The sequence below is a fragment of the Mesorhizobium waimense genome, assembly GCF_003601975.1.
Taxonomy (GTDB): Bacteria; Pseudomonadota; Alphaproteobacteria; order Rhizobiales; family Rhizobiaceae; genus Mesorhizobium; species Mesorhizobium waimense.
In genome coordinates this window covers 1-14,477 of the sequence record NZ_QZWZ01000049.1, presented here as the reverse complement: position 1 = coordinate 14,477, position 14,477 = coordinate 1, and the positions used below count along the sequence as shown (strand labels likewise).

At 64.8% G+C, this 14,477-nt stretch carries 12 protein-coding genes; 7 read left to right on the top strand and 5 right to left on the bottom strand.

Annotated elements, in window-relative coordinates:
* Positions 1-15: 15 nt before the first annotated feature.
* Together fhuB and D3227_RS33480 are read right to left on the bottom strand one after the other, a co-directional pair.
* Positions 16-2,055 carry a Fe(3+)-hydroxamate ABC transporter permease FhuB gene (gene fhuB, locus D3227_RS33485; protein ID WP_120018437.1) on the bottom strand — a complete coding sequence of 680 codons (2,040 nt, stop codon included), beginning with the start codon at positions 2,053-2,055 and terminating at the stop codon, positions 16-18.
* Positions 2,048-2,959 (bottom strand): ABC transporter substrate-binding protein, encoded by a 912-nt coding sequence (locus tag D3227_RS33480; protein WP_167480965.1) that lies wholly within the window; start codon positions 2,957-2,959, stop codon positions 2,048-2,050. Before D3227_RS33480 ends, fhuB begins: the two co-directional genes overlap by 8 nt.
* Before the next feature lie 352 nt (positions 2,960-3,311).
* Here D3227_RS33480 and D3227_RS33475 point away from each other — a divergent pair, with 352 nt between their 5' ends.
* Positions 3,312-4,178, top strand: coding sequence for a sulfotransferase family protein (locus tag D3227_RS33475; protein WP_120018436.1), 867 nt, complete (start codon positions 3,312-3,314; stop codon positions 4,176-4,178).
* A 126-nt stretch (positions 4,179-4,304) separates the two neighbouring features.
* Positions 4,305-4,970, top strand: coding sequence for a hypothetical protein (locus tag D3227_RS33470; RefSeq protein WP_120018435.1), 666 nt, complete (start codon positions 4,305-4,307; stop codon positions 4,968-4,970).
* A 16-nt stretch (positions 4,971-4,986) separates the two neighbouring features.
* On the opposite strand, the gene D3227_RS33465 is transcribed toward D3227_RS33470, so the two are convergent.
* The gene (locus D3227_RS33465) at positions 4,987-6,177 is read right to left on the bottom strand and encodes a cytochrome P450 (protein WP_120018434.1); all 1,191 of its coding nucleotides are present in this window, start codon (positions 6,175-6,177) and stop codon (positions 4,987-4,989) included.
* Positions 6,178-6,215: 38 nt separating this feature from the next.
* On the opposite strand from D3227_RS33465, the gene D3227_RS33460 reads away from it, so the two are divergent.
* Positions 6,216-7,283 (top strand): ATP-grasp domain-containing protein, encoded by a 1,068-nt coding sequence (locus D3227_RS33460; RefSeq protein ID WP_120018433.1) that lies wholly within the window; start codon positions 6,216-6,218, stop codon positions 7,281-7,283.
* Positions 7,284-7,389: 106 nt separating this feature from the next.
* Complete coding sequence (locus D3227_RS33455) at positions 7,390-8,133, top strand: pseudouridine synthase (RefSeq protein WP_120018432.1); 744 nt, start codon at positions 7,390-7,392, stop codon at positions 8,131-8,133.
* 29 nt (positions 8,134-8,162) lie between these two features.
* On the opposite strand, the gene D3227_RS33450 is transcribed toward D3227_RS33455, so the two are convergent.
* Both D3227_RS33450 and D3227_RS33445 read right to left on the bottom strand, forming a co-directional pair.
* Entirely contained in the window at positions 8,163-8,744 is a 582-nt protein-coding gene (locus D3227_RS33450) for a histidine phosphatase family protein (protein WP_120018431.1), read from the bottom strand.
* Between the two features lie 118 nt (positions 8,745-8,862).
* Entirely contained in the window at positions 8,863-10,194 is a 1,332-nt protein-coding gene (locus D3227_RS33445) for a dicarboxylate/amino acid:cation symporter (protein WP_120018430.1), read from the bottom strand.
* A 235-nt stretch (positions 10,195-10,429) separates the two neighbouring features.
* Here D3227_RS33445 and D3227_RS33440 point away from each other — a divergent pair, with 235 nt between their 5' ends.
* The 3 genes from D3227_RS33440 to D3227_RS33430 all read left to right on the top strand — a co-directional run bounded on the left by D3227_RS33440 (position 10,430) and on the right by D3227_RS33430 (position 14,159).
* Positions 10,430-12,301 (top strand): sensor histidine kinase, encoded by a 1,872-nt coding sequence (locus D3227_RS33440; protein WP_120018458.1) that lies wholly within the window; start codon positions 10,430-10,432, stop codon positions 12,299-12,301.
* Positions 12,298-13,653, top strand: coding sequence for a sigma-54-dependent transcriptional regulator (locus D3227_RS33435; RefSeq protein WP_120018429.1), 1,356 nt, complete (start codon positions 12,298-12,300; stop codon positions 13,651-13,653). Before D3227_RS33440 ends, D3227_RS33435 begins: the two co-directional genes overlap by 4 nt.
* Positions 13,654-13,814: 161 nt before the next feature.
* Positions 13,815-14,159, top strand: coding sequence for a hypothetical protein (locus tag D3227_RS33430; protein WP_120018428.1), 345 nt, complete (start codon positions 13,815-13,817; stop codon positions 14,157-14,159).
* Positions 14,160-14,477 lie beyond the last annotated feature (318 nt).

Here is a 14,477-nt window from a genome sequence, read left to right as displayed (position 1 = left end):
CCGGGAGCAAAAAAGTCAGCGGCGGCGCAGCAGCCACATCAGCACCGGGCCGCCGATCAGCGTGGCGACGAGGCCGGCCGGGATCTGGCGCGGGAAGATGGCGGTGCGGCCGATCCAGTCGGCGGCCACCATGATCAGGGCGCCTGCCAGCACCGCCCCCAGGGCCTGGGGCAGCGCGCGCGCCAGCCCAAGTCGGCGGGCGAGATGCGGCGCCATCAGGCCGATGAAGGTCAGCGGGCCGACGATCAGGGTCGAGGCGGCAGTGAGTACGGCGACCATCAGCAGCACCAGCAGCCGCGTCTTGCGCAGGTCGATGCCAAGGCTCTGAACGGCAGGCGCGCCGAGCGGCAGCATGTCCAGCCAGCGGATGAAAGCAGGCGTGAGCAGGAACAGGCAAAGCGCGATGGCCGTGGTCAGCAGCGCCGAACCCACATCGACGCCATAGGTCGAGCCGGTCAGCCAGTTGAGCAGCAGCATGGCGCGCGGATCGCCGGTGGCGGTCAGCACCAGGATCAGCGCGTCGAACAGCGCCGTCAGCGCGACACCGGCGAGTAGCAGCCGCTCGGGCGCATAGGCGGCGCGGCGGCCGAGCGTCAGCGTAACCAGCAAGGTAGCGAAGGCGCCGGCGGTGGCGGCGGCGGTCTGGACAGGGTGGCCGGGATCGGAGGCCAAAAACAGCGCCAGCACCATGCCGAGTGCTGCCCCGGCGCTGATGCCGAGCACTTCGGGGCTGGCCATCGGATTGCCGGTCAGGCGCTGCATCATCAGCCCGGCCAGCGCCAGCATGGCGCCGGCGGCAAGTGCTGCCGTGACGCGCGGCCAGCGCCACGACAGCAAGGGTTGCAGTTGATCGCCTACAGCAAAACTCCAGCCATGCGGCCCCGGCCCCAGCAGCAAAGCGAGCCCGACCAGTACAACCAAGGACAGGCCGAGCGCCGCCAGCACCAGGCCGGGCCGGTGGCTTCGGGGCAGATGCTCGGCGGTCAGCGCCGGGGCTTCCGAGGCCAGGGCAAGGCGTGGCAGCAGCCACAGCAGAAGCGGTGCGCCGAGAAGTGCTGTGATGGCGCCGGTCGGCAGCAGGTCGCCCTGCGGCCCGGTCGCCAGTTGCACCGCCTGGTCGGCGGCCCAGAGCAGAACCGCGCCGACGAGCGGTGCCATGAGCAGGCGCTGGCCAAGGCGCCGCGCGCCGCCGATGCGGGCGAGCGTGGCGGCGGCCAGGCCGACGAAGCCGATGACGCCGACGGCGGCAACGACGAAAGCAATAAGCGCCACCGCCGCGCCGAGCCCGGCGACACGGTAGACGCCGAGCGGCAGGCCAAGGCTGCGGGCGCCTTCGTCTTCAAGGCCGAGCAAGGTCAGCGGACGGACCATGAGGCCGATGGCGACGGCGGCGGCAGCAAGGCGCGGCAGCAGCCAGAGCGTCGTCGTCCAGTCCTGCTGGCCGAGCGAGCCGGCGCCCCAGATGAACAGGCTGGCCAGCCATTCGTGGCGCAGCACGATGAGGGCAGCGCCTATGGCGCCGGCATAGAGGCTGACGACGAGGCCGGCGAGCACGACGGAGAGCGGCGACAGGCGCTTGTGCCAGGACAGAGCGACAACCGCGACTATCGCCACGAAAGCGCCGGCCAGCGCCACCCATTCGCGGCCGAAGGCGAGCAAGGACGGCGCGGCAAGCGTCGCCAGCGCCAGCGCCAGATGGGCGCCGGCCGAGACGCCGACTGTTTCCGGCGAGGCCAAAGGGTTGCGCAACACCTGCTGCAGAACCGCTCCAGCGAGCCCGAGTGCGGCGCCACAGAGCAGGCTGACGGCCAGCCGGGGCAGGAAGGCATAGTGGACGAGCACCAGCCGCATATCCGCGACATCAGGCGGGCCGAGCGCATCGAGCCAGAGCGCCGGCGGCAATTGCACGGCAAGATTGGAGAGCGTGGCGGCGATCGCCGCGGCCGAGAGCACCACGCAGAGCAGGATGGCGCCGAGCGGCAGGCGGGCGGAAAGGCGGGGCGGCCAGGCCCGGCCGGCGTGCCTGCCACCCAGGGCGGCAGTGTCGTCAGCCATGAGAATTATCTCCGGTCATCGCCTTGGCCAGCTCGCGCGCGAAGCGGGCCGCGGACGGCAGCGCGCCGAACATCAGCACGGCCGGCAGGCGCATGATCGAGCGATTGCGCACGAAGGGCATGGCGTTCCAGACCGGGCTTTCGGTCAGTGTGCCGCCGGCGCCCTCGGGCAAGGGCTCCATATAGGCCAGCCGCGCATCGCTCGCCGTCGCAAGCCCCTCCAGACCGAGCGTGGCAAAGCCCCAATAGTTGGTGTCGCCGGTCCAGGCGTTGCGGATGCCGATGCGGTCGAACACATCCTGGAACAGGCTCTGCCGGCCGTAGACACGCACATTGCGCGGATCCATGAAGTTGACGATGTAGAGCGGCCGCGCCGACAATGGCGCCAACTGCTGCCGGATTTCCGAGAACCCGGCCTCCGTCGCGGCAATCAGCGCCTCGCCTTGTTCCTCCTTGCCGACCAGTCTTGCCAGCTGCCGGGTCGCCTCGACGGCAAGCTGATAGGGCCGGCCTTCCTCGGTGTAGATGCCGATGGTCGTGACTGGCGCGACGCGTTCGAGCAGCGGCTTGATGCCGTCCAGATAGGGGATGGCCAGGATGATGTCCGGGCGCAATTGCTGCAGGAATTCGAGGTTGGGCTCGAGCAGCGTGCCGACATCGGCGATCTCCGGCGGCAGCGGTGGCTCGACCACCCATTTCTCCCAGACTTCGCGGTCGGCAATGGCGACCGGCCGGACGCCGAGCATCAGCAAGGTCTCGGTCAGCCCGGCGTCCAGTGAGACGATGCGCAGCGTGTTCGCCGCGGCCATCGAGGGCCCGGCGAAGGGCAGAGTGAAGAGACCAAGCGCGCCGCGCCGGGTGATCCAACTGCGCGAGTGCTGCAGCTGAGGCTCAATCGCCGCCATCAGCGCCTGACACCGAACGCCGCCGGATCATAATCTCTGGGCACGATCCTTGCTCTCCTCTCCACCGATTTCAAATTCCGATGCCGCTGCCGATAGCCTGTTGACTATGAAACATGACATTAATAGTCAACATTTAAGACGACAGACTGAGTCAAGAATTTTGCGATAGCCGGACGCCTGCCCCCGCACTACCGCCATGTGGGGTATCGAAATGGGCTAAGTCGGATATCGTGCGGTCAGCGGAGATGTCTCCAGGCGCGGCCAAGCGATCGGCGGTGACCTGTTCGGCCCGCACTATGCCAGGCCGCTAATTTAGGTTTGCCGCAAACAAACTCATGCTTAGTATCGGCGCATGAGTCATTGCTCCCTTCCGTTCAAGCTGATCCTGGTTACCGGCTGCATGAGAAGCGGGACTTCGCTGCTTCACAGGCTGGTTTCCACGTCGCCCGATACTGGCGAGCGGCTCAGCCCGGCGCGATTTATTGCGGATTTTCTGCAGCTGGTAAGACGCTACGGCGGCGAAGAGAGTGCCTTTGCGACGGACTACTTTTTGTCGCGCGAGGAGTTCGTGCAGAAGACGCGCCAGTTTGTCGAGGCACGCCTCCACGACGCCTGGGTCCATTCCGGAAAGCCGAACTGCCTCGTCCTGCGGACCGTTGAGATCGCAGGGATGCTGCCGCTGGTCGCCGACCTTTTGCCGGACGCGAATTTCGCGATTTCCGTTCGCGAGCCCAAGGATACGATCACGTCGATCCTCAACGTCGGTGCCAAACAGACGCGGCTGGGGATACGGCACGGCGCGCTGACCGCCAAGCGCGACGTCGCCCGTTTATGCAAGACCTACAATCGAGCCTACCTCACGGCCTTGAGAAAACGGCGCATGGACGAGCAGTTTCGCGACCGCATTGTCTTTGTGCGCTATGAAGACGCGGTCGCCGACCCCGCGGCCGCCCTGCGCCAGGTCTGGGACCGTTTCGGCTTGCGGCCCGGCTCCGGGATTTTGCCGGCCGATCCCGTCACGCGCACGAGCATCGCCGAGCTTCTGACCCACCGCTACTGGCGCTCCTACCGCACAGACCTGTCGGAAGCGCCGGTTTCGGCGCGAAGCGTCGGCAGCTACCGATCCATGCTCAGGACGTCGGAGATCTACAGCGTGGACTGGCGATGCCGCATGCTGCGGCGTGCCTTCGGCTATTCGAGCCGCACGATGGAGATTTGAGCAATCGACACGATAAAACCAATACAGGCCGCCCGCCTCGCGAGAGGCAATTCGGCGCATGATCCCGGTTCGATAACGGCAGGAACGATTGCCGCCGCCGATCTCGATTCACGATGCCGGGACGAAATGTTCCGGCTCTATGAGCGTCACTACGACGCCGCGGATCGAGATCGCTTCGAACGCGATCTGGCCGAGAAAAACGCCGTCGTGCTGGTGCGATCCGGGACTGGAGAGATCATCGGCTTCTCGACGATTCTTGTCGGCAGGCAGGAGGTCGACGGGACCGAGGTGAACTATCTGTTCTCCGGCGACACGGTTCTGGACGCGTCGCGCTGGGGCGACCCCGTCTTGCTGCAGGCCTGGTTCCGGGCGGCCGGCGCCGTCAAGGCAGGCCTAGGCAATGGCCAGCTGTTCTGGTTTCCCATCATCAAGGGGCACAGGACCTATCGGATCCTTCCCAATTTCTTTCGGGACTACTTCCCGGCCGCCGACGCTGACGCCGCGCCGGGCCTGTTGCGCATCCGCGACGGCATCGCCACTGCCCGCTATGGCCAGCATTTCGATCCGGCAACGGGGCTGATCGACTTTGGCGAATCGCAGGGCCATTTGCGTGAACAATGGGCTGACGCCGAGCACAGGGCTCGGCACAACCGGCATGCCGATTTTTTCCTGAAGGCCAATCCGTCCTATTATCGCGGGGTCGAACTGGCCTGCATCGCAGAATTCGACTTGCCAAATCTCAAGCGCTACGGCGCGACGAGTTTCGCCGAAGGGATGGCGAATGGCTGGTAGTTCCGATCATGTCCGGTCAGGCGGCGAGCCGCAGAACGAGGCGTTCGAGACCTCGGAACGACGAATTGTCCAGCCATCTCGCTCCGCCTTCCACCGGCTCGATGCTGGACCAGCGTTTGAGCGTGGCGGCCAGGACGGAATGAGCCTCGATTTCCGCCAGTGCGCGTCCGATGCAGATATGGAGCCCACGTCCGAAAGCCAGATTCTGCTCCGGAGGCCGGTTCAGGATGAAATTGTCGGGCTCGGCAAATCGCGAGGCATCGCGGTTGGCCGCCCCGACGAGCAGGACGACAAGGCGGCCCTCTGGCAACGCATGGCCGGCAAGGTCAATCGTCTCGGTCGGCCAGCGGCAGATCTTCTGGACCGGGCTTTCCAGCCTGAGCGCTTCCGCGACAGCGTTCACCGTAAGGGAGGGGTCGGCGCGCAGCCTGGCGAACTGGTCCGGTGCACGGGTCAGGTGATAAAGCAAATTGCCGGTCAGGTGCACCGTCGTCTCGTGACCGGAAAAGGCGAGCAGCGCAAGATTGGCGCCGGCAGCATCGAGGCCAATCTTTTCGACGAGGCCCGGCAGTCCCGAAAGCAACATCGGCAATTCGCCGCCTTTGAGAAGCGCTCTGGCGTGGCCGGTGAAATAGGCCGACATCTCGTCGACCGCGTTGATCCTGCGGTCGAACGCGTCGTCGAAGCCGACATCGAGGAGGTCGCGTATCGATGCCGACCAGGCGCGCAACTGGGGCAGATCGCCGACCGGCACGCCGAGCAGCCGCCCGATAATCCGTTCGGGAACAGCCCGGGCAAATGCGCCGACGACGTCGACATCGCCATCGGGCGTGCCAGCGCAAAGCAGCTCGACCGCCTCGTCCACGAAGGGCCGCAAGGCGGCCAGGCCCCTGCCGGCAAACGGCTTCTGCAGGGCCGCCCGTATGGCTGCGTGGGTATGACCTTCCTGATAGATCAGCCAGTTGCGCAGCGCCGAATCCGGCGCGACGGCATTGGCGTCAGCCGGTGGGAGATGCGACAGGCGCCGGTCCGCCAGGGATGCCGCGACAAGGTCGTAGCGGGAAACATAGATATCGCCCCACGGAGCTTGCCAGACCGGGGCGTCGCGGCGCATCTCGGCATGGATCGCGTAGACATCCTCAGAACCGTCGAAGCAACCGGAGCGAATGCGGCTCCAGCGGCTTGTACTGTGCGTCGTCCTGTTCATGCCGACAAGGCACCACTCCTGGCATCGTTCCGATCATCATGATCAGTCAGCCCCAGGGTCCTATCTACTATCTTTGCGCCGAAGACCACACATACACGATCGGCGTATTCTGCGAGTACTACGAAAACCCTCTCAAGGGCTTCCTGCGCATCGTCCCTTACCAGCAGCTCGACACGCTCGGCCTGGTGACGCCCGGCACCTTCATATTCACCGACTTCGAAAGGCTGTCGCCGAGACAGCTGGAATCGGTGATCGGCCTGCACGCAACGCTTGCCGGTCATAATCCGGATCTGCGGCTGTTGAACAATCCAGCCGTTGCGGTCGGCCGCTTCGATCTACTGAAACGCCTGAAAGCGCTTGGCATCAACCGGTTCGACGTGCACCGGCTCAAGGAGCGCGACAGGATCGTTCGCTTTCCTGTCTTTCTGCGCTGGGCAAGCCAGCATGTCCCTCCCCTGTCGGGCCTGCTCCAGACGGCTGCCGATCTGGAAGATGCGATTGCCGGTCTGCCGGCGCAGATCAGGGACGACCCGGACCTGATGATCGTGGAGTTCGGCGCTGCCCCCTCACCAGACGGGAGGTATCGCAAATATTCGGCGTTCCGGGTTGGAGAGGCGATCTACCCTCAGCACTGTTTCATCAGCTCCGACTGGTATGTGAAGTACTCGAACGCGGATCTCAGCGACGCCGACAGGGCCGAGCATCACCGGTATGTTCAGGTAAATCCGCACGCCGAGGAGCTGAGATCCATTTTCCAGATAGCCGGCATCGACTATGGCCGCATCGATTACGGGCTTGTCGATGGACAGGTCCAGACCTTCGAGATCAACACCAATCCCACCGTGAATTCGCGCCCGCCCTGGTGGGACAAGTCGACGAACTATGCCTTCTACGCTGACCTCCACAGCCGGGCGATGTTGACCTTGGCCAGGCCGGCATCCGGTCCTTCCGTGCGGCTGGGCCATGGGTCCAGGAGCGCAGACGACGTGCATGAGGCGTCCCTTCGACGCGTCAGGCAACGCATACGCAGGCTTTACCTCAGGCGAAGCGTTTCGCTGCGCGGCTTGAAAAAGTGGCTGGCTCAAACGCTGAAGACGCGCAGCTGAGACGCTTTCGGCAGCATGGCGGTCAAACCCGACCCATGCCCGACCAGTTGCGGAGCCCTTGCCGCGCGTGGCATCAGTCGCTGTCGATCACGATGACAGTTCAAGCATGACACGACCGCCAAACACCGTCAGAGCCGCCCCCGGCGTCAGCCTTTGCCGCGCCCTGTCGAAGCTCGGACTGTGCTCACGCAAGCAGGCCGAGGTGCTGGTTGCCGAGGGGCGGGTGCGGGTCGGCGGCAAGGTGGTGCGCAACGGATCGCTGCGCGTCGATCTCGGCCGCGACCGCATCACCGTCGACGGCGAGCGCGTCGTTGCCGAGCGCAAGGTCTATCTGATGGTCAACAAGCCGCGCGGCCTGGTCACCACCCGCGACGACCCGCAGGATCGAGGTACCGTCTATGACTGCCTGGTGGGACTGGACCTGCCTTTCGTGTCGCCGGTCGGCCGCCTCGACAAGGCCAGCGAAGGCCTTCTGTTGATGACCAACGACACGCATTGGGCGAACGACCTGCTCGATCCCGCATCGCATGTCGCCAAAACCTATCACGTGCAGATCGGCTCGACGCCCGACGAGGCAATGCTGGCACGGTTTCGCGAAGGCGCGGTCGTCGACGGCGAACTGCTGACGTCAAGCTCAGTCGAGATGCTGCGCAGCGGTGGCCGCACGGCGTGGCTCGAAATCGTGCTCGACGAGGGCCGCAACCGCCAAATCCGCCGGTTGCTCGGCGCCTTCGATGTCGAGGTGTTGCGGCTGGTGCGGGTGGCGATCGGACCCTTGCAACTGGGCGATCTCGCCAAGGGCCAAGCACGCCACCTCACCGCAGAAGAACGGGCGCTGCTGGCGAGTTGAGCGACGGACACGCGGCTGCCGTCAGACTGCTATTTCTGGTTCCATCTGCGGATCACCGGCTCGGTCAGGTCATGCTCGTAGCCAAGGATGCTGAGGCTTGCAGTGTCCAGCACCAGCAAGGCGCCGTCCTGCGGCGGCAGGCCTAGCCAGCGCGCCGCAAGCACCCGCAGGAAATGCGCACTCGAAAACACCAGCACGTTGCTGCCGACCGCTCGCAGCCCGCTGACGATCCGGTCGGCCCTGGTGCCGACATCCGCTGCCATTTCGCCACCCGGACAGCCGTCGCGAAACACGTTCCAACCGGGGCGCGCGGCAAGGATCTGTTTGGTGGTCAGCCCCTCATAGGCGCCGTAATCCCATTCCTGCAGATCGTCTTTCTTGACGCCGGCCGCACCGAAGCCGGCGAGCGTGCAGGTGTTGTAGGCCCGCTGCGACGGGCTCGACCAGACTGCCTGGAACGACGCGCCCTTGAGGCGCTCAGCCACACCGCGTGCAGCAGCCTCGCCGGCAGCCGTCAAAGGTATGTCGGTGCGGCCTGTGTGCTTGCCCGATGCGCTCCATTGCGTCTCGCCGTGACGAACCAGGTAGATCTCGGGAAACGCGCTGCTCATTCACGGACCTTTCGCCATGGCGGGTTGAGATCAACCTATGCGCCGGCCGGTGAAAAGAACAGGCCGCAGCCGGTGACCGGCTGCGGCCTGAACAGTCCTGGGCGAAAGCCTTGAAGGATCAGGCGGGCTGCAGGCCCGGCAGCGAGAGATCGGCCTCTTCCGGCAGATCGCCTGCCATCGCGGCGGCGAACTTGCTCTGGTCGAGCTCGCCTTCCCATCGCGCCACGACGATCGTCGCCACGGCGTTGCCGACGAAGTTGGTCAGCGCCCGGCACTCCGACATGAAACGGTCGACGCCGAGGATCAGCGCCATGCCGGCGACCGGCACCGAAGGCACGACCGAAAGCGTGGCCGCCAGCGTGATGAAGCCGGCGCCGGTGATGCCGGCGGCGCCCTTGGAGCTCAGCATGGCGACGAGCAAGAGCAGGATCTGGTCGCCGAAGGTGAGCGGCGTGTCGGTCGCCTGGGCGATGAACAGAGCGGCCAGCGTCATATAAATGTTGGTGCCGTCGAGGTTGAAGGAATAGCCGGTCGGAACGACCAGGCCGACCACCGAGCGGTTGCAGCCGGCGCGCTCCATCTTGGCCATCAGACCGGGAAGTGCCGCTTCCGAGGACGAGGTCCCGAGAACGAGCAGCAGCTCTTCCTTGATGTAGCGGATCAGCGCCAGGATCGAGAAGCCGTTGTAGCGGGCGACGGCACCCAGCACCACAATCACGAAGAGGAAAGCAGTCAGGTAGAAGGTACCGATCAGCATGGCGAGGTTGGCGATCGAGGCGATGCCGTATTTGCCGACGGTGAAAGCCATGGCGCCGAAGGCACCGATGGGCGCGGCCTTCATCAGGATGGCGACGAGGCGGAAGATCGGCGTGGTCAGCGCCTGCAGGAAATCGACCACAGGGCGGCCGCGATCGCCGACCAAGGCGAGAGAAACGCCGAACAGAACCGAGAAGAACAGCACCTGCAGGATATCGCCCTGGGCGAAAGCGCCGGTGATGGTGTCGGGGATGATGTTCATCAGGAAGCCGACGATGGTCGTGTCATGCGCCTTCTCGGTGAAGGTCGTCACCTTCGTGGCGTCGAGCGTGGCCGGATTGATATGCATGCCGGCGCCGGGCTGGACGACGTTGGAGACGACGAGACCGACGACGAGCGCCAGCGTCGAGAAGAACAGGAAATAGATCATCGCCTTGCCGGCGACTCGGCCGACCTTCTGCAGGTCGGAAACGCCGGCGATGCCGGTCGCCACCGTCAGGAAGATAACCGGCGCGATCACCATTTTGACCAGCTTGATGAAGGCGTCGCCGAGCGGCTTCAGCGACGCGCCTAGTTCGGGATAGAAATGGCCGAGCACAATGCCGGCGGCGATTGCGGTAAGCACCTGCACATAGAGATGCCGGTAAAAGGGAACTTTGCCGCGCGGTTCGGCGGCAGCGAATGCTGTCTGCATGACGTCCTCCGTTGCGCCCCGATCGAAAGCTCGACCTCCCGGGGCAGTTTGACCTCCAACAGCCTCGCGGCTGCTGGTTTGATGTCTGCAACAGGCGTGCCAGTTTCTGCCTGCGGGCTCTTCTGATTGATTTTGTTGAATATTTTCTGGCCGCTCGGTGTCTTGGCAAATCGAGACGTGCGGCCATCCGCATAAGTTGAATTGTGCTTTGTGCGAAATCATGCACAGAAAGGCCATGCTGCAACGCCCCGCCGCTGCCCCAGCTCAGGTCCTGTCTTCGACGCCCGAGCAGCTCGGCAAACGGGCGCGCCGGGCCTGGCTGTTGTTTGCGGCGGTGGCGCTCGCGATCACCGCGGCGGCTCTTTACGGCGCCGGCCTCTATGGCCGCAGCACCGAAATCCAGGCATTGGCGGCGCAAGGGCGCACCGACGCCAATCTGAAGGTCGCGCTGCTGCGCGCGGTGCTGGAAAACCCGCGCGCGCTGCCTCTGCTTCTGTCGGAGGACCAGCAGGTGCGCGACGCGCTGACTGAGCGCAGCCAAGCGGCAATCGACGTTTTGAACCGCAAGCTCGAAGGCCTGGTCTCGGGCACCAAGGCTTCGGTGCTCTACGTCACCGGCACCGACGGCCTGGCGATCGCCTCCAGCAACTGGCGTGAGCCGACAAGCTTCGTCGGCAACGACTATGGCTTCCGCGCCTATTTCTCCGGCGCGATGCAGACCGGCACCGCGGAATACTTTGCGCTCGGCAATGTCAGCAAGCGTCCAGGCCTCTACATCTCGCGCCGCGTCGGCAGCGCCGAAGCCGCCCTCGGCGTCGTCGTCGTCAAGATGGAATTCGACCAGCTCGAGGCCGATTGGCACGAGGCCAACCGCCCGGCCTATGTCAGCGACGATCATGGCGTCGTGCTGATCACCAGCGTTCCGTCCTGGCGTTTCATGACGACGGCACCGCTTGGCCAACCTGTGCTTGGCGAAATCCGCAGCAGCCAGCAATTCGGCGACGCGCCGCTGGTGCCGTTGCCGATCAACCGGCCGCAAGCCCTGAGTGACGACGTCGCGCTCGTCCATGCCATCACGCCGGGCGGCAGCGAAGCCGAATATCTCAGGCTCTCGACCCCGATCGCATCGACGCCGTGGCGACTCGACTATCTCGTTCCGGCGGAGGCGCCGATTGCTGCAGCTCAGCGCGAAATGCGGCTTCTGGCACTCGGCGTTATCGGTCCACTCATTGGCCTTGCCGCCTATCTGTTGTGGCGACGGCAGTCAGCCCAGATGCGGATCGCCGCCGAACAGGCGGCACGCACCGAGCTCGAACGCCGCGTCGTCGAGCGCACCGAGGATCTGAGCCGCGCGCGCGACCGGCTGCAGGCCGAGATCACCGGCCATCGCAGCACGGAAGCGAAGCTGCAGGTGGTGCAGCAGGAACTGGTGCAGGCCAATCGCCTCGCCATCCTCGGCCAGGTCGCCGCCGGCGTCGCGCACGAGATCAACCAGCCGGTCGCCACGATCCGCGCCTATGCCGACAATGCCCGGGTCTTCCTCGACAGGAAGCAGACCGCGCCGGCCGAAGAAAATCTCGGCGCCATCGCCGCACTTACGGAACGCATCGGCACCATCACCGAGGAATTGAAGGCGTTTGCCCGCAAGGGCCGCACCGCGGCCGAGCCGGTCGAACTCAAAGGTGTCATCGAGGGTGCGGTTGTGCTGCTTCGAAGCCGCTTTGCCGGCCGGCTCGACGCGCTTGATATCACGCCGCCACCACCGGACCTAAAGGTGAAGGGCAACCGGATCCGCCTCGAACAGGTGCTGATCAACTTGTTCCAGAATGCGCTGGAGGCGCTGGATGGCCGCGAGAACGCCAGGGTGGAGGTGTCGGCCGAGGAAACGGCTGACGGCGTGACCGTCAATGTGTCGGACAACGGGCCGGGCATTCCGCCCGAAATCCTCAAGTCGCTGTTCACGCCATTCAACACTTCGAAGGAAAAAGGCCTCGGACTCGGGCTCGTCATCTCGAAGGACATCGTCGCCGATTATGGCGGCCGCATCGAGGTTACGAGCGGCGACAGCGGCACCTGTTTCACCATCCATCTTGCGAAAGCAGCATGACCAGCAACGATCCAGCACCGGTCATCCTGATCGACGACGATGTCGATCTCCTGAAGGCCACAAGGCAGACGCTGGAGCTGGCCGGGTTTTCGGTGTTGGCCTTTTCCTCGGCGACGGAGGCGCTGGTCGGGCTCGATGCCGGTTTTGCCGGCGTCGTGGTGTCCGACATCAGGATGCCGGAGATCGACGGCCTGCAGCTTTTCGACCGCATCCTGGAACTGGACCCAGACATTCCGGTGATCCTGATCACTGGGCACGGCGACATCGCCATGGCCGTCAAGGCGATAAGAGACGGCGTCTACGACTTCATCACCAAGCCTTTTGCCGCCGACCGGCTGGCGCAAAGTGTGTGGCGCGCAGCAGAAAAGCGCCGCCTGGTGATGGAGAATCGCGCCCTGCGCGAGGCGGCCGAGCAGGCGCAGGACGGCCTGCCGCTGATCGGCCAGACGCCGGCGATGGAAAGGCTGCGCCGCACGCTCCGCCAAATCGCCGACACCGATGTCGACGTGCTGGTGACCGGCGAGACCGGTTCCGGCAAGGAGGTGGTGGCCAGTCTGCTGCACAGCTGGAGCCGCCGCGCCAAGGGCAATTTCGTCGCGCTGAATTGCGGCACGCTGCCGGAGACCGTCATCGAGAGCGAATTGTTCGGCCACGAGGCCGGCGCCTTCACCGGCGCGCAGAAGAAGCGGGTAGGCCGCATCGAGCATGCCAGCGGCGGCACGCTGTTTCTCGACGAGATCGAAAGCATGCCGCCGTCGACCCAGGTGCAGATGCTGAGGGTGCTGGAAATGCGCGAAGTGACGCCTTTGGGCACCAACGAGGTGCGGCCGGTCGACCTGCGCGTCGTCGCCGCCGCCAAGGTCGATCTCGGCGACCCCAGCCAGCGCGGTGCCTTTCGCGAGGACCTTTACTACCGGCTGAATGTGGTGACGATCTCGATCCCGCCGCTGCGCGAACGGCGCGACGACATTCTTCTCCTGTTCGGCTATTTCACCGAGCGCGCTGCCAGCCGTTTCCGGCGTTCGGTGCCAGCGGTGCCGGCCGCCGTCCACCGCCATCTCAGAGAGCATGACTGGCCGGGCAATGTGCGGGAACTGGCGCATTTCGCTGAGCGCTTCGTGCTTGGTCTGGAGGAAGGAAGCGAGGCACGGGCCGCCGCGCCGGCGGAGCTCGACGACGCCATGCCGTTGCCGGAGCGGTTGGAGCGCTACGAGGCCGACATCATCCGCGAGATGCTTGGCCGCAATGACGGCGACGTCAGGCGCACGATCGAGGCGCTGGGGATTCCGCGCAAGACCTTCTACGACAAGCTGCAGCGGCACGGCATCGTGCGCAGCGATTTCTCCAAATAGATCAAGCCTGTGGAACCAGATCGCCCATCTGACCGTTGAGCTTGACCGGCAAACCGTGGCACGTTGGCACCAGAGGGCGGCGAACATATCGCCGCGGTGGGCGTTGCCGGTTGCGCTCGGCAAGCGTTGATGGTTTGTTGCCGCTCAGCGGAGAACGAGTGATGCGCGAATCCATCGGTCAAGACGAATATGGCTCGGCCAACCCCTTCGATCCGGACGACCTGCCGAATCTGAATACGATCGGACCGGCAATGGGCAGCGGCAACGATTTCGAGAAATATGCCGTCGCCGTCATCATCGTGTTCGGCGCCTTGATCATTGGTGGGCTGATGGCCGCTTCGATGACCTTCGGGCACCGCAACGGCTTCCTGTTCGCGCTTGGCGGCGCCACCTCGGCCTGGATATCGGGCAATGCGCTGCTGCTCGACCGGCCGCGAATCTATGCCCTGTTCGTCGGCATCGCGGCCGTGCTGCTGATTGCGTCGACCATTACGCTGGTCGCCTGAGCCGGTGTGTTGATATTCAGGTGATGCCGGCCTGCGAACGGCGGCCTCCTGCGCTTCCGGTGCTCACGTATTTTAAGTCCGCTCCGCTCCGCTTCTCGGAGCCCACCATTCTCAGTTCGGCCTGACCTCAATCTCAGCACACCGGGGCGTTTAAGGTCTAGAGCGGTTCAGGCATTGACAGAATCGGAGGGGATTCCCGTTTTGGCTGATTTGTGATTCAAGATGCTGGCTGGATCGGAGGCCAGCATCGGATGACGCGACCTCTTTCGAATGATCTTCGTGAGCGTGTTGTTGTGGCGATCGAGGCCGGCGAAAGCT